At 41.4% G+C, this 17,323-nt stretch carries 16 protein-coding genes and 1 pseudogene; 9 read left to right on the forward strand and 8 right to left on the reverse strand.

Going from position 1 to position 17,323, the window contains the following annotated elements; translation table 11 throughout:
• Positions 1 to 55: 55 nt before the first annotated feature.
• Both ACE1ET_RS09270 and ACE1ET_RS09275 read left to right on the forward strand, forming a co-directional pair.
• Positions 56 to 1,984 carry a sensor histidine kinase gene (locus ACE1ET_RS09270; protein WP_375728113.1) on the forward strand — a complete coding sequence of 643 codons (1,929 nt, stop codon included), beginning with the start codon at positions 56 to 58 and terminating at the stop codon, positions 1,982 to 1,984.
• A 62-nt stretch (positions 1,985 to 2,046) separates the two neighbouring features.
• Positions 2,047 to 2,805, forward strand: a complete 759-nt coding sequence (locus ACE1ET_RS09275) for a glycosyltransferase (protein WP_375728114.1) — start codon at positions 2,047 to 2,049, stop codon at positions 2,803 to 2,805.
• A gap of 5 nt (positions 2,806 to 2,810) precedes the next feature.
• On the opposite strand, the gene ACE1ET_RS09280 is transcribed toward ACE1ET_RS09275, so the two are convergent.
• The 6 genes from ACE1ET_RS09280 to ACE1ET_RS09305 form a co-directional block, all read right to left on the reverse strand.
• Complete coding sequence (locus ACE1ET_RS09280; RefSeq protein WP_375728115.1) at positions 2,811 to 3,224, reverse strand: SRPBCC family protein; 414 nt, start codon at positions 3,222 to 3,224, stop codon at positions 2,811 to 2,813.
• 12 nt (positions 3,225 to 3,236) lie between these two features.
• Positions 3,237 to 3,677 (reverse strand): VOC family protein, encoded by a 441-nt coding sequence (locus tag ACE1ET_RS09285; RefSeq protein WP_375728116.1) that lies wholly within the window; start codon positions 3,675 to 3,677, stop codon positions 3,237 to 3,239.
• 105 nt (positions 3,678 to 3,782) lie between these two features.
• A complete protein-coding gene (locus tag ACE1ET_RS09290; RefSeq protein ID WP_375728117.1) occupies positions 3,783 to 5,273 on the reverse strand; it encodes a carboxypeptidase-like regulatory domain-containing protein in 1,491 nt (496 codons plus the stop codon).
• A 55-nt stretch (positions 5,274 to 5,328) separates the two neighbouring features.
• Positions 5,329 to 7,170, reverse strand: coding sequence for a carboxylesterase family protein (locus ACE1ET_RS09295; RefSeq protein WP_375728118.1), 1,842 nt, complete (start codon positions 7,168 to 7,170; stop codon positions 5,329 to 5,331).
• Between the two features lie 14 nt (positions 7,171 to 7,184).
• Positions 7,185 to 8,504: a serine hydrolase domain-containing protein gene (locus tag ACE1ET_RS09300; RefSeq protein ID WP_375728119.1), complete on the reverse strand. Its 1,320-nt coding sequence runs from the start codon at positions 8,502 to 8,504 to the stop codon at positions 7,185 to 7,187.
• A gap of 5 nt (positions 8,505 to 8,509) precedes the next feature.
• Positions 8,510 to 8,842 (reverse strand): MliC family protein, encoded by a 333-nt coding sequence (locus tag ACE1ET_RS09305; RefSeq protein WP_375728120.1) that lies wholly within the window; start codon positions 8,840 to 8,842, stop codon positions 8,510 to 8,512.
• A 182-nt stretch (positions 8,843 to 9,024) separates the two neighbouring features.
• Here ACE1ET_RS09305 and ACE1ET_RS09310 point away from each other — a divergent pair, with 182 nt between their 5' ends.
• The 7 genes from ACE1ET_RS09310 to ACE1ET_RS09340 all read left to right on the forward strand — a co-directional run bounded on the left by ACE1ET_RS09310 (position 9,025) and on the right by ACE1ET_RS09340 (position 14,288).
• Complete coding sequence (locus ACE1ET_RS09310) at positions 9,025 to 9,888, forward strand: mechanosensitive ion channel family protein (RefSeq protein ID WP_375728121.1); 864 nt, start codon at positions 9,025 to 9,027, stop codon at positions 9,886 to 9,888.
• Positions 9,878 to 10,933, forward strand: a complete 1,056-nt coding sequence (locus ACE1ET_RS09315) for a DUF2891 domain-containing protein (protein ID WP_375728122.1) — start codon at positions 9,878 to 9,880, stop codon at positions 10,931 to 10,933. The genes ACE1ET_RS09310 and ACE1ET_RS09315 overlap by 11 nt, the downstream gene beginning before the upstream one ends.
• 30 nt (positions 10,934 to 10,963) lie before the next feature.
• Entirely contained in the window at positions 10,964 to 11,539 is a 576-nt protein-coding gene (locus tag ACE1ET_RS09320) for a Crp/Fnr family transcriptional regulator (RefSeq protein WP_375728123.1), read from the forward strand.
• Between the two features lie 108 nt (positions 11,540 to 11,647).
• Positions 11,648 to 12,202: an ester cyclase gene (locus ACE1ET_RS09325; protein WP_375728124.1), complete on the forward strand. Its 555-nt coding sequence runs from the start codon at positions 11,648 to 11,650 to the stop codon at positions 12,200 to 12,202.
• 77 nt (positions 12,203 to 12,279) lie between these two features.
• Positions 12,280 to 13,122 (forward strand): SDR family oxidoreductase, encoded by an 843-nt coding sequence (locus ACE1ET_RS09330; RefSeq protein ID WP_375728125.1) that lies wholly within the window; start codon positions 12,280 to 12,282, stop codon positions 13,120 to 13,122.
• A 96-nt stretch (positions 13,123 to 13,218) separates the two neighbouring features.
• A complete protein-coding gene (locus ACE1ET_RS09335) occupies positions 13,219 to 13,698 on the forward strand; it encodes a hypothetical protein (protein ID WP_375728126.1) in 480 nt (159 codons plus the stop codon).
• A gap of 221 nt (positions 13,699 to 13,919) precedes the next feature.
• Positions 13,920 to 14,288: a hypothetical protein gene (locus ACE1ET_RS09340; protein WP_375728127.1), complete on the forward strand. Its 369-nt coding sequence runs from the start codon at positions 13,920 to 13,922 to the stop codon at positions 14,286 to 14,288.
• Between the two features lie 188 nt (positions 14,289 to 14,476).
• Here ACE1ET_RS09340 and ACE1ET_RS20655 read toward each other — a convergent pair whose 3' ends face one another.
• On the reverse strand, positions 14,477 to 16,462 hold the full coding sequence (locus ACE1ET_RS20655; RefSeq protein WP_473774475.1) for a lipocalin-like domain-containing protein: 1,986 nt from the start codon (positions 16,460 to 16,462) through the stop codon (positions 14,477 to 14,479).
• Positions 16,463 to 16,510: 48 nt separating this feature from the next.
• Positions 16,511 to 17,059: pseudogene (locus tag ACE1ET_RS20660) on the reverse strand (family 43 glycosylhydrolase); the annotation flags it as partial.
• Between the last annotated feature and the right edge of the window lie 264 nt (positions 17,060 to 17,323).

Below are 17,323 nucleotides of genomic sequence, written 5' to 3' on the forward strand. Positions count from 1 at the left end.
TCCGGATACAAAAAAGCACGTTTTTCTATTTATTTTAGGCTAAACTTATGCAAACATGTCATCTGATAACTTCCGGGATTCTCAGGACGAAAACGTAGTTGCTGCATCTAAAAAATATAATCTGCTTTCCATACTGCAGGATAAATTAATTTCTGGTAAAGACAGGGGAATTTCAGATGCCTTATCCTCTTTTATGGACGTTTTGCCCAATGCCTTATTAATTACTGATTTAAAGGGAGAAATTGTCTATTCTAACTCAGGTTTATCAAATATGTTATTGCGTATTGGTCCTGATGTTCGAAGAACACAACAAATTATCAGAGAGGAGCTTAAAGTTTTACACAGAAATACACCTGACGTTCAGGGTAGTTACACCAAGCAGATTGAAACGGTTAACGGACTATTGGTTTTTGAAATTCTTGTTTCCGGATTAAAAGGATCAACGGGAAACATTACAGGCTATATTTATTCATTTTCTGACATAACAGCTCAGTATCTCAGCGATAAAGAGCTTAAAAGGAAGCATCATCAACTGATTGAATCACAACGCATATCTCATGTTGGTAGCTGGGAATATAATTTTGAGACAGACAGTTTTTTATGCTCCCAGGAATTCATCAATATTATTGGTATTGATTTTGAACCGGATTTAAATATCAAAAGATTGCTTGTGTCAGTCTTCGATAGACAGAAAAGATTGGAGGTCATGAATAAATATAAGCGCATAATACAGAGTGATCTTGATCTTTACACCCACGATATTACATTCAGAAATCAGTGGGGAAAGTTAATTATTCTATCTGATACGGGAAAAATTCTGCGGGATAAGGACGGCAATGTACTACGTATTTATGCTACAACACAGGATGTGTCTGAAAGCCGGATGATTAACGAAGAGTTGCGGAGAAGCAAGGAGAAAATTACGAGTCTTTTAAAGGCATTACCCGACAGGGTTTTGGTTATTAACAGGCAGAGTGTATTTACGGAATATTATGATAACCTTCCCGTTTTGTCTCAAGATGCTTCTGTAAATTATCGCGGATATCATATGACTGATGTGTTTAATCCGGAAACCTCTGAATTATTTCTGAATGCCTTGGATGAGACACTTAAGACAAAACAACAATGCAGTTTTGAATATAACGAAGGAGAGGGGCTTTTTGAAAGGTGGTATGAGGTGCGTACCTCATTGTGCAATGACGATGAAGTTGTTTTTCTTGTGAGAGAGATTACTCAAAGACGAAAATCCACTCAGGAATTGATAAAAGCCAAACAAAAGGCTGAAGAGAGCGATAAACTGAAATCTTCCTTTCTTGCTAACATGAGCCATGAAATTCGTACGCCTTTGAATGCCATGATGGGGTTTTCGAATCTGCTGGCTACGGAAGAACTGAGTGAGTCAGAAAAAAAGAAATATGCTTCCATAATTAATAAGAACGGTGATCAGCTGACCTCATTTCTCACCGATTTGCTTGATTTCTCGCGCATCGATAGTGGACAAATGAAGATTTATAAGGAGCAGATCCATTTAAATGATGAACTTGATAAATTGTATAACCAGTTTTCAGTTCAGGTAAAAGATTACGGGAAAACAGAGTTGCAGCTAAAGCTGGTTACTCCTTTAAATGATGAGGAAGCATTGATAATAACAGATCCCACGCGGTTTTCACAGGTGTTCTCCAATCTCCTGACGAATGCCCTGAAGTTTACGGAAAAAGGATTTATTGAGCTTGGATACCTGAAACCTTACAACAGTAAGATTCGATTTTATGTTAAGGATACAGGGAAGGGTATCCATAAAGAAGAGCAGGAGTATATTTTTAAACGCTTCAGGCAATCTGCCTCCAATGATGTAAAAAAGCATGGTGGCACAGGTCTGGGGTTAGCTATATGCCAAAGCCTTGTGGACCTGATGGGAGGTCGCATTTGGGTAGAATCGACTGAAGGCAACGGTGCAACATTCTGGTTTACACTACCATATTAATCCCTTGTTCAATCTGACAAAAAAGGCATACCTTGTACTGGTAATGGGTCAATAGTGAATACATGTTTATTTCTGTTGTGATTCCGGCATATAACGAAGCTGATTTTCTGGAGGAAACCATTCTGAATATCCAGGATAGGCTCAATGAACTTTTACCTGAAAAAGGCTTATGGGAAATTATTGTTTGTAATAATAATTCAACGGATCATACAGGTGAAGTCGCAAAGCGTCTTGGTATCCAGGTCGTTTTTGAACCGGTGAACCAGATTTCAAGAGCGAGAAATACCGGAGCGCATTCAGCCAAAGGGGAGTGGATTTTGTTTTTGGATGCGGACACGCATCCTGGAATGGAACTAATGAAAAATGTGCTTGACATCATCCGAAGCGGACGTTATATTGGTTGCGGTGCCACGCTGCAAATTACAGGCGGAACAAAATTCAATAAACTGAGGTTGGAACGGGTCAACCCGATTATACGCTATTTAAAACTTGCCGCTGGTTCATTTTTACTGTGTCGCAGAGATCTGTTTGAACAAACCGGAGGATTCAGCGAAGATCTATTTGCCCTGGAAGAGATTGATTTTGTATTTCGATTAAAACGTATCGGCAGGAGGGTGAATAAGAAATTCGGGGTGATTTATAACCATCCGGTGGCGACATCCGGCCGGAAAGATGAGTTGACTGTCTCTTCAATGTTCAGACTGTTCTTTTCTAATTTCATGGCAATTTTGTTATTTATTCTACATTTTATTCTGCCATCAAAACTAAACAGGTCTTTGGGTGCCAGGCTGTTGGGATACTGGTATAAAAAACAGAACTGAGTCTGTTATTTCTCTACATAATGTTTAAAATTATTTAGTATGGCCTGCCAGCCTTCCCGCTGCATCTCAATCGGATTGCTCTGCTCAGCTTCAAATGTTTCAATGATAGTGGTCCTGTCTTTATGTGCCCTGAATTCAACGATAACCTTTCTGTCATCATCAATGGTATAGCTGATCAGTTTATTCGGGACAACCTCCGTATATGTACCACTGAAATCGAACCCGGAACTTTTATCCCTGGCTTCCATCCGGTAAACAAACCTGCCTCCTTTCTTCAGATCATTTTTTGCCTGGGGCGTATGCCAGTCATTACTGGCATTATTCCATTGTTTAATATCTTCCGGAGACGTCCAGCTTTTCCATGCCTCTTCAACCGGTACAAGAATTTCTGCCTGTACCGCTATCGTAGTTCCATCCATAATCTGTTTAATTTATTTTTTTTCAGCGCAGTTAAACATCCAGAGTACACCAAATTTATCGACACATGTTCCGAAGTAATCGCCCCAAAACATTTCCTGTAATGGCTGGGTGACTTTTCCCCCTTCAGAAAGGGATACAAAAAGTTTGTCGGTTTCAACCCTTGTGTCCGGTTCAAGATTGATATTTATATTGTTCCCTTTATGTATGTTGAAGCCAAAAGTTTCCGGTGCATCTGCGCCCATCAGTTTGAAACCGTTTAAAATTGGAAGGGAAACATGCATGACCAGATTTGCTTCTTTTTCAGGAAGTGGAGGCATATTTTCTGAAGGAGGAACATCTTTGAATCTCATAATTCCATCACCCTCGAATTCTGCCCCGAAAACCCGTTTATAAAAATTAAAGGCTTCTTCAGTCTGATCCTTAAAATTCAGATATAAACTTACGCTTGCCATAGTATACGATTTTGTTATTTAGATCCAAAACAAATAGATTGCGTGTTTTGTTTGGTTCCGGCTTCAACAAAAACGTGAATTTTAAGGTTTTAACAATTGCCCGGCCTAAAATTTAACAGGGACTATTTTGGCAAAATCACTCCATGAACCGGAGTTGACAGAGTCAGTATAATTAACATTGTAATAGATGTCCTGTTTCATATCCCGGTAGTCCTCTTCGGAAATGTTACGCTCATCGATAACAAAAAATTCGAAGGCTTCATTTTCGGTGAATTCAATGGTAAGGTCGGATTTGATATCTTCCAGGGTTTTATCGAATAATTTGCGATCCCGCTTTTTAATAAATGCAAGGGGCCTGTTGATGGTTACATGAATGTCAGATTGTTTCGAAAATTGTTTAAGCCGGTAACTGTCACCGTTCTTCTCGAAATAAATCGATGCTTTGAACATATTTTCGGTGTATCCAACGCCTAATAACTGTATTGACTTTCCTGTTTTATCGGGGGCATATTCATAATCTGCCCTGAGCAAGGCATAGGTGTCGGATGTAATGTACATGCGTCCTTTGTATAATCCTCTGTTTTTGGGTGTAAAGCTTATGATATATACATATTCATCGTTAATGATGGTGCCACCCTCCAGCTTAAATTTATACTTGCCCGGTTCGTACAAAAACTGCCAGAGATCTTTATCAGAGAAACCTGTATAGCTCAGATTAAAATTAATATTCTTAAGTAGCAATACGAGCGGCTCCCTGTCCAGGGAATCATTAAGACTGGTTTTTTTTACAGTATCTTTCGGAACCGATTTTCGTTCATCTTTCAGTTCAATTCCGAGTATACCCGTTCTCATTTTCCAGTATTCGTTGGTATCCACCTCTAGAAAGGAGAGATTTGTGATGGAGTCTGCTACAAGATTTAGTGCATTCATATCAGGATTTAATCGCAAAGCATCCGTGGATTCCAGTTTGGTTTTCACAGTATCTTCTTTGTCTGCCGTTGTATAATAATTGCCTATAAAATCAGTATAGGAGATGAATTTCCGGTTCATCATCGTATTGATGTTTTTTGCAATTTGTTTTATCGGTTCTGCAGTTCTCTTTCTCAGATCAATATCAAAATCGTTAAAGTCGGTTACCGATCGATGGCGTACGAAAACTTCTCGTTTAGATGTTAAAGTGGTGTAATTTTTTGCTTTGTTTGCCAGAACTTTTTCCACTATGGCACGGGGATCAAATTTGTCAGGAAATACCGTAACCTCACTAATATTAAACGTGTTGCTCTCAAGATAAACATCAGGATTTTGAAGCATTACACGGTAGACAATGAGCTGGTTTTTGTACCCGATGTGACTCAGACAGATGGTGTCATCAGGCTCTGCATTTAGTTCTGCCGGTGAATACCTGCCCTGTTCATTACTGATTATGCCATCATATGTTCTCACTACAAAAATGTTGACATAGGGCAGTGGCTCATTTGTTATGGCATCAGATACGGTACCCTGACGATACAAATTATTCGTTATCTCTGTGTCGTTTTGTGATGTAATGAATTGACTGCTGCAAATAAAGATCAATAGAAACAAAATGGTTTTCATATACGGCATAGATAATCTGATGAACTGGAATTATTACTTTCTTTAAAAAACGGCTTTAAGGTAATTTAGTTACTTTATAAATGTGCTGTTGTTGTTTGTCTGAACTTTTTAAAATGTATAATCCATCCGGGTATTCAGACAGGTTAATTTGTGAAGTGTTGCAAAAAGTACCTAGTTTTTCCCCGTTAACATTGTATAGCATCGTCACAGAATTCTGCGAGTTGTTCGACGAAATGTTAATAATGCCGTTTGTTGGATTGGGATAAACCCGGAACTTATTTGTGGCGTCGATCTCATTTTTACTCAACGATGACGTGCAACCCTTAAAATTGATCACCTTGTCCCAGAAATCGGATTTTTCGGATCGCACACCGCACTGATTGCCATTTGGTGTGGCTTTAATCTCAAAGTAACAATCTTCGGACGCAGCATATTCCGGCCAGGTTGTAAGACCGTTTGTATTCGGGTTTCCGGTTCGTGCAAAATTGGTCCAGTATTGCAGCATGTTGTATTGAACACTGTCGTCCTGCGGTTTAAATAAGAAGCTGCTACCAAGCGTTGCATTTTCCCAGTTATTGAACACGTAGAACAGTTCCATCCCATGGTAGGAACCAAATGATGCAAGTTGCGGGACAGAGTGAGTGTATGTAAAAAAGTAGCGCCACACCGGTTCAGTCTGGTTCAGTTCGATGCATTGTGCTGTTCTTCGCACTGCAGAGGTGAACTGTGCATCTGTCAGGATTTGAACATATGCGTTTCTTGCCTCGTCCTGCGTTGACCCGGGCGGATAAAGCGACAGGGCTTCCGGCCTGAGAATTGCAGGAAGGTAAAGCGATACCAGGGCATTTACCATGGAAGGATAGACCACCAGTGGTGCGCTCAGGCTCATTTCATCAGCATTTGACCCGATGATTAACGGCATATGGTTGAACCGGCCTGACTGTATGATGTTTTCAGGATTATCTGTAAATAGCACATCATCAGTTACAGGACGCCAGTTTTGCTGTACGATACCGCCGTTGATAGGGATACTCAGTGTTTCAGACAGGCTGTCCGCGGGAATTTTTCGCATGCCGGCTATTTTTTCTTCATCTGTGCCGGTGTTAACAAAGTTGTCAACCAGTTCTATACCCTTCAGTTTTGCTTCAGCATAATCAGCCAGGCCTGGTATGGCACTTTGTATGATGGCTTTATGAAAAAGTCCTTTTGCTTCTTCTGTAAGAAGCAGGTTTCCTGTATTTACACCGCCGGCACTTTCACCGAACAGGGTTACATTTGTGGGATCACCACCGAATGCTGCAATGTTGTTTCGTATCCAGTGCAGGGCCAGAATTTGATCCAGTACACCATAATTCCCGGATATACCTGCCGTATTTTCAGCTTCCAGTCCTGGATGAACCATATAACCCAGGATGCCGAGACGATACTGGATGGTGACCACAACCACATCACCACGTTCACTCAGGTTTTTGCCGTCGTACAGTTTTGTTCCACCTGTTTCCTGACCGGTTGAGCCCTGCTGGTTCCCGCCGCCATGAATGAACACCATCACAGGAAGTCCGCCGCTAAGGTCAGGACTCCAGACATTAAGATATAGGCAGTCTTCATCTCCCATGATAGTAGCAGTAGTATCACCCTGTTCAAAGTTTTTCTGTGGGCAGGCCGGGGGATAATTCATGGCTTGCAAAGTATCGGTATGATTGTCAGGAGGAACCGGGGCCCGCCAGCGTAGTTCATCAACAGGAGGTGAGGCAAACGGAATGCCCAGAAATTCAAATACATTGCCGCTTTTATTGCCCGACACAGGTCCATATGCCGTTGTCACAACCTGCGACCTGAGGCAGTTGCTATTAACAAATAAGATGAGAATGAAGAATGTAATGCTTTTTAACTGCATAAAATCTGATCCTTTTAATCTTTCGTATAACGAAATTCACCACCTCCCTGTTTCAATACCATGGACTTATTTTCCGGATCAAACTCCATGACTATGCCGGCCTGATCGAAGTGAAACACATTGGGTACAGTTTGCTCCAGCGGAAAGGATGACTGGCCGGTTGCCTGTGCTTTTAGTGTATTTCCTTCGGTAAAGACCTTTATCTTCAGGGCAATCTGTGTGCTGGAGTATTCTCCTGAATATTTTTGCAGATCTGCTTCACTTGACTCAATGGTATTGAATTCGGGAATTCTGTAAGGTATGTTGTAATAGCTGTTCAGTACATCAATCATGATGGAATTCATATTGTAATTCATGCCGTTCGACGTCATGGCAATACTGACTTTATCCTCAGGAATATAACCTAAATTTGAGCGAAAACCATCAATGCCACCGTTATGCCCATATGCTTTTTTGTCTCCGAACCCGTATTCAAACATGCCCATCCCATAATTGTCTTTCATGGTTTTCATCTGATCCAGGCTTTCCTGTGATATAATCTTCCCATTAAAGAGTGCGGTAATAAAACGACACAGATCCGATGGTGTGGAAACGAGGGCGCCGGCTCCTACAGGTATGGACATATCTGTTTCGGGTGCTTTTACCCAACCCTGATCATAATGGTAGGAATAACTGTCCCCATTTTTAGGGTCAGCCGGACCACCATACGCGGTGTGCTTCAATCCCAGTGGTTTTATAATATATGTTTCAACCAGTTCTTTATACGGTTTTTTATATGTTTTTTCCAGGATAAAGGTTAGCAATACATAGTTTGAATTACTGTATTCTGCTTTGCTGCCCGGTTCAAAGTCGCTTTTAAAACCGGATATCAAATCGATCAGTTGCTTTTCCGTCCGCGGTTCTGTTTCCCAGTCCTTATAATCCGGTTCACTGGTAAGGTTGTGGATGCCGCTGTGATGGTTCAGCAGATAACGGATCTTTATCTTATCGGCGTTGACTACCTTAGGAAAGTATGTTATTATGGTTTGATCCAGATCCAGAATGCCTTTTTCCGCGGCCTTAAATGTAAGGGCTGCGGTAAACATTTTTGAGATGGACCCAATCCGGTATTCCGTTTCAGGCGTAGCAGGTATAGAATCCGTGAGATCTGCAAACCCGACTGCTTTGGTGTAAATCAGCTTCCCATCGTGCGCCACTGCAACGCTCCCCATGAATTTTTCATTTTGTTCCAGCGCTGTGAGCAGGCTGTCCAGTTTGGCACTGTTCATCTCCTGCGCCGGTACTATATGGCTTAACGATATAAGTAGGATGAAAACCAGTAAGATTCGTTTCATAATGTTTATTTTTTATTGGTAAATACGATGTCTTTTCCTTTTTTCAATGTGATCTCTCCGTGCCATTCGGTGTAGAGGTATTGTTTGTTGCTGTACCGGATTCCTGAAGCTGTCGTGTCCTGATGAAGAAGCATGGTGTCACCATTATGTACCAATTTACAGCTTCCTGACCCATTGTTGTATTTCAGAATCAGGGAATCTCCAGCCAAATTATAAACCGTGGTTTTAACTTCCTGTCGGATGGGTTTTGTTTTTTTCGTACCGCATGCTGATAGTATCATAATCAGAACCGATATTAAAAGCAGTATGGTGAGAGATGATACCTTTAAAATACGCATTTTACAGGATTTAAAAATTGATCCCAATTTACGAAAAGGCATTATGCAAGTCAATTAATTCTTTTTAATAGATTAAATTAGGAATAGCTGTTTCCTTTTTAACATGAAACTATTAATTTTAGCATCTGTTGTCTACGCTGGCTGCGTAAACTTTTTACGGATTAAGTTGTATTAATAGTATCATGGTGCATTTACTGGAGGAAATCAGGTCGTGGCTCGACACCGTATTGCTGACAGGGAAGGATTATACAATTACCATCTCCAACCTGTTAATAGCTTTGGTTATCATATTAATTACCTTACTGGCTCTGAATTTAATTAAAAAAGGTTTCCGTCGGTATTTTAAAAAGAAAACACCACAGGAAGCATCTTCCTTCTATTCAGTGTTTCTCATTATTAAGTATTTCATTTGGGTAATCGTCATTATACTCATTCTGGATTCATTTCATGTGAAAATATCAGTTTTCCTGGCCAGTTTTGCAGCTTTACTGGTTGGTGTTGGTTTAGGTATTCAGCAGGTATTCGGAGACGTGGCGGCTGGTATCATTCTTTTGTTTGAACGCAATCTGAGAATAAACGATGTGATTCAGCTGGATGACGGAACAGTAGGAAAAGTGACGGAAATAGGTCTGAGAACATCAAAAATAAAAACCAGGGACGATATTGTCACCATTGTACCGAATTCCAAGTTTGTCAACGATAAAATCATTAACTGGAGCCACATTGATTTTAAAACCCGTTTCAATGTTGGAGTAGGAGTGGCTTATGGTTCCAATGTGGAATTGGTGACAAAGATCCTTCTGGATTGTGCTGATCAGGTGAAGCTGATCGCAAACACACCCAAACCCTTTGTCCGTTTCGAAAATTTTGGCGACTCATCGCTGGATTTTAAAGTCTATTTTTGGGTGAGCGATTCTTTTCATGTGGAAAATGTGAAAAGTCAGATGCGTTATAATATTGACAGGGAATTCAGAGCGCATAAGGTAACTATTCCATTCCCGCAACGCGATGTTCATTTTTTTAATCCGGCAGCAAATGAAAAATAAATTGCTCATTATCTTTTTCATTCTTCCCCTGATAATGTTGGGACAGAATTTTACACCGGATCAGGCTGAGGTATTAAGTAAGCCTGCCTTAAAGTGCATTCAGAAGCCTTATCCCTATAAACCCGGAAAGGTGTTGGGATCAGCTGCTGATGTAGTGGCACCCAAAGTGGATCATCCGGCCTTTTACGGCTGTTTCGACTGGCATTCCTCGGTTCACGGTCACTGGACGTTGGTACGCTTGCTGAAATCCTATCCGGGTTTGCCGGAAGCAAAACAGATCAGAACCATGTTAGAGGAGAACTTGACAGCAGAACATATTCAAAAAGAGATTGCCTTTTTTGCTGACCCAAACAATAAAACATTTGAACGCACTTACGGCTGGGCCTGGTTGCTGAAGTTGCAGATGGAACTGCGCACATGGGACGATCCGCTTGGAAAGCAGCTCGCCGCAAATGTGCAACCTCTTGCCGATACCATTGTAAGTAAATACAATCGTTTTCTGGATAAACTGAACTATCCCATCCGTGTGGGTGAACATACCAATACAGCTTTTGGTCTGACCTTTGCCTGGGATTATGCCAATGCATTTGGTGAAACTGTGCTTAAGAATAAGATTGAGGATAAGGCTCTTGAATTTTACGAAAAAGACAAGAATTGCCCCATATCCTGGGAGCCAGGCGGCTTTGATTTTTTGTCTCCCTGTCTGATTGAGGCCGACCTGATGACCCGTGTAATGAATGAAGTGGATTATATGCTGTGGCTGCAACAGTTCTTGCCCGGATTGGGTGATGATGAAGGCATAAAGCTCGAACCAGCGGTGGTAAGTGACCGCACAGATGGTAAACTGGTACATCTTGACGGACTGAACCTGAGCCGGGCCTGGTGTCTGTTCAATATTGCGCATAAACTTCCGGGAGAAGATGAGGATATTGTTGCCATGGCCAAACAGCACCTTAATGCTGCCCTGCCTCATGTGACCAGCGGCGCTTACGAAGGCGAACACTGGCTTGCTTCATTTGCCGTGTATGCACTAATGTGTGAATAGTATTATTGTATTTAATGATAAATTCTGGTTATGCCTGAAGAAAGCAAACTGATCTACTATATTAAAAAGTGGATACACATCACCGAAAAGGAGGAAGAAGTAATTCTATCAGCATTTGAACCGGTTTTTATTAAGAAGAAGAAAGAAATTCTGGAACCGGGAGATAATTGTGATTATATATATTTCATTATTGAAGGGTGTTTAAGGTCGTATTTTGTAGATGAAAAGGGGGTTGAACATATATATCAAATCAGGTTGGATAACAGCTGGATAAGTGATCTTGAAAGTTTCTTTTCACGACGGGCATCAAAGTATTATATTGAATCATTGGAAAATACCCGGTTACTGAGGGTATCATATGAACGGCTGGAGTCACTTTACAATGAAGTGCCAGGTCTTGAAAGATACTTCAGGATTTTATTTCAAAAAGCATATGTAAATGCCTTGCAAAGGTTGAACTCTACAATGTGGGAATCTGCTGTTGACAGGTACAATGAACTGCTAAAGGAACATAAGGATATTTTTCAGAGAGTTCCGCTCGTATACATTGCTTCTTACCTTGGCATCACTCCGGAGAGCCTTAGCAGGATACGTAAAAAGCTGTGAACACCTGTTTCTCTTAACATACATCAATTTCATTTCTTACCATAGGTCAAGTGTGCGTGGCATAACTGCACGGTAACTTTGTACCATAAAATTTAAAAACAAAAAGAAATGAAAAAGGTAAACTTAATTTTAGCAGCATTAGTGCTGATAGGTACATTAGCTGCAAGTGCACAGTCAAATAAGGAACTTGCTGAAGCAAAGAAACAACTCAATGAAATTTTAGCCGGTAATAAATTAACAGAGCAGTATCTGCAAAAATTCGACACTCTGGATTTTGTAGTTTACAGTAACCAGGAATGGGAAAGGTTGCACGAAAGTCATGCACACAACATTCTGGTTTATTATCCTGACGGGAGCACGACTGTTGGTTTGGAAGATCACATCGCTGCGTTAAAACCAATGTTTGTTTTTGCTCCGGACACCAAGATTACGGTTCATCCTATTCGTTTTGGAACCGGACAATATACTGCAGTTACAGGCTATATTGAGGGAACATTTTCAAACCCCATGCCACTTCCCAATGGCGGCTCAATTCCACCAACCGGAAAATCATTCAAATTACCGATGGTTACCATTGGATTATGGAAAGACGGTGTGATGTATGAAGAGCACCTGTTTTGGGACAACCAGGCATTCATGAAACAAATAGGATTGGCAAACTAATGACAAAAGCTGTTTTCAGCGAACACAAATGGATCATTAGTTAGTTTTAATAAAAAGCAAATAAAAAAGTAATTAAGATGAAAATAGGAATAACAGGAGCAACAGGTCAGTTAGGAAGTCTTGTTGTAGAACAGGTAAAAAGGATTGTTGGAGAAGAAAACGTAATTGCATTGGTGCGTACACCTGCTAAAGCGGAAAAATTTGGCGTGGAATCCCGTGTATTTGACTATGAAAGGGCAAGTGAATTATCCGATGCGCTGGAAGGTATTGATCGCTTACTTCTTATTTCAGGAAGCGAGATTGGGCAAAGAGCACGGCAGCATGACAATGTTATTAATGCGGCCCGAAAATCAGGAGTAAAATGGATCGTTTACACCAGTTTATTGCATGCAGACTCGTCTTCACTGGATCTGGCGGAGGAACATCTGCTTACAGAAAAAGCGTTGCAAAATTCAGGTATTGCTTATACTATACTACGCAATGGCTGGTACACTGAGAATTATACCGGATCTGTACAGGGTGCCTTAAATGCAGGAAGTTTTGTAGGAAGTGCCGGTGACGGTAAGATATCATCCGCGAGCAGGATAGATTTTGCAGAGGCGGCGGCTGTGGTTATCTCTGATGAAAAACATAAAGGGCTGGTTTATGAACTTGCCGGTGATGAAGCATATACATTGGAGGAACTGGCAGCCGAAATTACGAGGCAGTCAGGGAAAACAATTCCTTATACTAACCTGCCGGAAAAAGAATATGCACAGATTCTCAAAAATGTTGGTTTACCGGAATTTTTTGCCGCAGCAATAGCCGGATGGGATACCAGTGCATCCAAAGGCGATTTATTTGACGATTCAAAACAGCTGTCAAAACTAATAGGCAGACCGACTGAATCCCTTGCGAATGCAGTGAATGCTGTATTATAATTAACAGAAAAGTCTGGTTATTTTGCCTGCAACATAATGTTGCAGGCAAAACCAGAAGCTTGATTTAAAGAGCGGTATAATGAAAAGCACTATAATATGATGGAAGACAGACTCTCACCGGATGCAAAAATATTTCTGATGATGGAAAATGAAGTCCTGCGATTTCAAATTTTTCAGAATAATGTACTGAATCAGGAAGTTGTTTTAAAGGCTGGCTATGAATTTATATCCGGAAAGTTTTTCAGACACGATATCCCAACATATGATGAAACGGATTATGCCATTAATCATATAGAGGATCAGTTGATGACACATAAATCCCGTATCCAAAGCAGTAGGGAATTGTGTACATCAGATGAAGAACTCAAAAATGTATTCAGAAAGAATGACCTTAATGAGAATTCGTACTCTCGCGAAAGTATTGAAAAACTATTTAGTAGTTATGCCCGCGTAATCATGGGTGCGCCAATTTCGGAGTTAAAAGCAGGCGTCACTCAAAAAGACTATGCAATTGTTCTGGTGTTACGGGAAATAATGCACCACTTAGACTTTGAATATTTAAACTTTTCGAATTAACATTCTGTATATTAGTATTATAGTATGTTTGGCTGAATTGTCTGTTGACACTTCTTAATCCCTTATTCTATTGTTCCTCTAGTAATAATGAACATCAGCTGTCAAAAGGCGGTTATATGTTAACTGACAGCTAATTAAAGCAATTGAATTTCACATAAATAAATGTCAGATTACCATAGATCTGACAAATTAAATTATGGTAATACTAAAATCATGACATAATGGGAATCACAGCAGGTATAATGATCATTTTAATCAGCATTGCACACAACGTGTATGGTGAAAAGAAACAGGTTCCCGAACTTAAAAAGATAACCAGTAACCCTGTCATGATAGGTTCATTACGCATCATGATCTTCCAGGGAGGGCTGTTGTTACTGGCCGTCGGAATCATTCAGGTACTGGTTTCGGCGGGAACCATTCACCTGCCAGGCATCTCTGCCTATTTCCCGGTAGGAATTGTGCTCATCAACTTCATCACCAGTCTGGTCATTGCTGCGCTTATTCACAGGGAAGTTTTTAAAGTCACTCTGCCACAGTTTGTGTTTTTTGCAGTCATCATTGTGCTGCAATTTCTGTCTCTATCCTGAACCGTATCATTGTGTTCTTCGTGATTTTTCCTTTGTATTTGCTTTGTGGTTTATTTATTACAAAGGGTACAAAAGATAGCAGGCATTCTGTAGTCTGAATTTTCATTGCTGCAGATGCGCCCCATATTTTGATGAGGATCATTACGTCCGGATCCCTATATAAGCCAGATTATAATTCGTTTAATGCTTTATTGCCATTTTGTAACCGAGATCTTAAACACACCTTTACCCTGACGAACTATATAAACGCCGGTTGGTAAACTGATAGAGGACAACCTACCATGCGCAACCCTAATTCCGGACAAATTGTACACCTCAGACACAGCGTTATAATCGATGCCGGCTTTAACGGATACATTTCCGATACCGGTAGAGGTTCCGTTTTTCACTTTGATGTTGTCAATGCCTATGGTTCCTGTACCACGACCGGCAAGAATCCAGAGTCCCTTAAGGATTCCATTCCCGTTTACTGCAGAAGTGCCGCTGTAGATCGTGCTGCCGGAAGTACGGTTGATTACTGTGACATCGGCTGTCTTCGCGGTAACATCAACTTTACCACTTATGGTGATCCAGGTTCCGGATGCGATTGAGAGGGCAGACGATGTTGAGCCGTTGACATACCATATGCTTCCATTGCTTCCGTTATAAGTCGGAGTTACAAGACGGAATATATAGCCGGAATTTGTGAGGCCATTGTTTGAATTGTTGTTGTCTGTGCTTATTAAAGCGACTTCACTCACTGAACGATCAACCACATTGCCGGGAGTCAGCTGTACATCAAACGAAAAATTATAGCTTGTAAGGCCGCTAACACCGTTGAATGTATTCAACGCACTGCGATTACCCGTACCGCCGTTGGTGTTTAATTCTATATAGTTGCTCTCAAGCGATAAGTCGTATAAGCTGGAGATAGAGCCATTAGGAGTAATCCAGGAAGATGCCAGACCGGCGTAGTCATAATCTTCGTAGAAAACATAATCAGACAAATCGACTTGTTCATAGGTTGACAGGTCGAGGTCGGCTGCATAGCCCAGAACAATATTCTTCACATCGTAATCAAATACCAGTTTTTTATTGCGATAGTAGCTTATGACAGCTGATACAATCTCGGCAGGAGTTGTTCCTGATCCATAGCTTGGCGTTACAGAAGCCGGGAATGTGAGCATCAACACACCGTCTTTATAATAGGCAATGGTACCGTCAGTATTATACGATACTGTCACATAGCAACTGGTATTCAGAAAAATTCTCCAGGCCGTCGATGATGAATACCCTGCCGATATGGCTGCAGTTGATAATGTGGCCTTAGCCTCGTAGAAATCTGCACTGTTGAAGCGTAATACGGAAAGAAATAAACTGTACATGTTGTCCGTAGAATGAGCTATTAATTCCCAGTCGCTTGTAATGTTATCCAGGTAAAAACTCAGCGACATACCTGTCCGGGAGTTGATACGGCTGCTTGGTGCTGCTGCATTGTATTCTCCGATATCAGCATACGATTCCAGTATAGCTCCCTCTTCTATGGGAAGGATGTCAGCAATGTTACTGGCTGATAACTGAATGGGTGATGTTCTGGTATAAACGTAATTGCCGCATGTTATGGTTAGTGTCAGAACCGTTGAGGTATTGGATGTCAGATCCTTCACTACACCTTCTGAACTTATCAATGTGGTATCCCATTTCCATGCATACGTGGCTCCGTAGTAACCTTCGGTAGGTAAGGAAAGTTGCGAACCACTGTAGGCCTCTGAGGGAACAGTACCGTTCATATTCATTACATTGTAGGCGACCGTTGCATCTTCGGGAAACGGCTTTCCTTCTCCCGCCATCTTATACCCCCATACTGAGATATCGTTGCCGACAGCGGTGAAACACAGGGTACTGTAATCCAGTCCTTCCATTTTTTGGGTCAGTAGCACACCCTGAAATGTCACATTGTTGATGCTTATGGTAATATAAGGACCATCTGAAGCCTGTGACCATGAGCCGGTATAGGCTCCTGTGACGGAACCGTCTGAATTCAGTTTGATCTCTTTCTCTTTTACACATTCCAGGTTGGCATAATCGGTGCCGGAACCGTGATAAAGGATGCTGTAGCTTCCTGCCACATCATTTGCAGAATAAGGTTCTGTTGTCAGGGTTTCACCGGCATACTGGAAAGGTGCTGCCGTAATGTATCCGTTTTTAGTCTGGAAGAGTTGATGTACACGAACCTGGTGGCCTTCTGTTCCATTGTCGAAGCGGGTGTGATAAACAAGATAGCTTTTTCCGTTTTCATCTGTAAACGCTGAATTATGGCCTTGAGCAGTGTAGCCGTCATCCATCCATCCCCACTTATAATAGGACATCAGGCGCAGTCCTACCTGTCCGTTAACTTTTCCAACACCGGTGTTCGTTGATGAGTAGCGGGCATCCTGTCCGGTCATATCAACATAAGGTCCGGTAGCCTGATCCGAGGCAAAAACACGCATGTTGTAACCACCTGCAGCGGTTAGGCCTCCGTTGGACATAAACAGGTAGTAGGTATCATTGATATACTGTATATATGAACCTTCACCGGATACATGATTGCCTCCGGCTACTTTGATGCCCTGGTATTCATCTGATTTGGCATTGGCGGCAGTTCCGTCGTTGGTGGTGTAGGTGTAGGTATAATCGCGCAAGCCGGTTTCAGCATCAAGACGCAGCATATATATTCCACCGAACCATGACCCGTAAGACATCCACAGATTGCCGTCTTCATCGTAAAATACGCAGGGATCGATGGCATTTACGCCATAAGTGTGGTTCCCGTTTCGAACGATGTTATAGCGCGAAGGAAATCCCTCTGACGGGTTGATCACATCATAAAAATCGGTTTCAGCGGCCTCACTCTGGTTTGTAAAACCTGAATATACCACCGGGCCTGCATAGGTCCAGTTACCATCGAGGGTGGTTGCAGTTAGTAAAACGATGGAACTGTACCAATTCTCCCCGTTGATACTCATATACATGCACCACTTCTGCATATCCTTGTTCCAGATAACATCGGGTGC

Source organism: Quyinboa mangrovi (assembly GCF_042219825.1).
Taxonomy (GTDB): domain Bacteria; phylum Bacteroidota; class Bacteroidia; order Bacteroidales; family UBA5342; genus JBHJHP01.

Excerpts from the sequence above, each read along its gene's own strand:
- ACE1ET_RS09340 (WP_375728127.1), top strand. The coding sequence starts at position 13,920 with ATGGGAATCACAGCAGGTATAATGATCATTTTAATCAGCATTGCACAC.
- ACE1ET_RS09300 (WP_375728119.1), bottom strand. The coding sequence starts at position 8,504 with ATGAAACGAATCTTACTGGTTTTCATCCTACTTATATCGTTAAGCCAT.
- ACE1ET_RS09335 (WP_375728126.1), top strand. The coding sequence starts at position 13,219 with ATGATGGAAGACAGACTCTCACCGGATGCAAAAATATTTCTGATGATG.
- ACE1ET_RS09310 (WP_375728121.1), top strand. The coding sequence starts at position 9,025 with ATGGTGCATTTACTGGAGGAAATCAGGTCGTGGCTCGACACCGTATTG.
- ACE1ET_RS09325 (WP_375728124.1), top strand. The coding sequence starts at position 11,648 with ATGAAAAAGGTAAACTTAATTTTAGCAGCATTAGTGCTGATAGGTACA.
- ACE1ET_RS09330 (WP_375728125.1), top strand. The coding sequence starts at position 12,280 with ATGAAAATAGGAATAACAGGAGCAACAGGTCAGTTAGGAAGTCTTGTT.
- ACE1ET_RS09295 (WP_375728118.1), bottom strand. The coding sequence starts at position 7,170 with ATGCAGTTAAAAAGCATTACATTCTTCATTCTCATCTTATTTGTTAAT.
- ACE1ET_RS09320 (WP_375728123.1), top strand. The coding sequence starts at position 10,964 with ATGCCTGAAGAAAGCAAACTGATCTACTATATTAAAAAGTGGATACAC.
- ACE1ET_RS09305 (WP_375728120.1), bottom strand. The coding sequence starts at position 8,842 with ATGCGTATTTTAAAGGTATCATCTCTCACCATACTGCTTTTAATATCG.
- ACE1ET_RS09275 (WP_375728114.1), top strand. The coding sequence starts at position 2,047 with ATGTTTATTTCTGTTGTGATTCCGGCATATAACGAAGCTGATTTTCTG.
- ACE1ET_RS09270 (WP_375728113.1), top strand. The coding sequence starts at position 56 with ATGTCATCTGATAACTTCCGGGATTCTCAGGACGAAAACGTAGTTGCT.
- ACE1ET_RS09315 (WP_375728122.1), top strand. The coding sequence starts at position 9,878 with ATGAAAAATAAATTGCTCATTATCTTTTTCATTCTTCCCCTGATAATG.
- ACE1ET_RS09285 (WP_375728116.1), bottom strand. The coding sequence starts at position 3,677 with ATGGCAAGCGTAAGTTTATATCTGAATTTTAAGGATCAGACTGAAGAA.
- ACE1ET_RS09280 (WP_375728115.1), bottom strand. The coding sequence starts at position 3,224 with ATGGATGGAACTACGATAGCGGTACAGGCAGAAATTCTTGTACCGGTT.
- ACE1ET_RS09290 (WP_375728117.1), bottom strand. The coding sequence starts at position 5,273 with ATGAAAACCATTTTGTTTCTATTGATCTTTATTTGCAGCAGTCAATTC.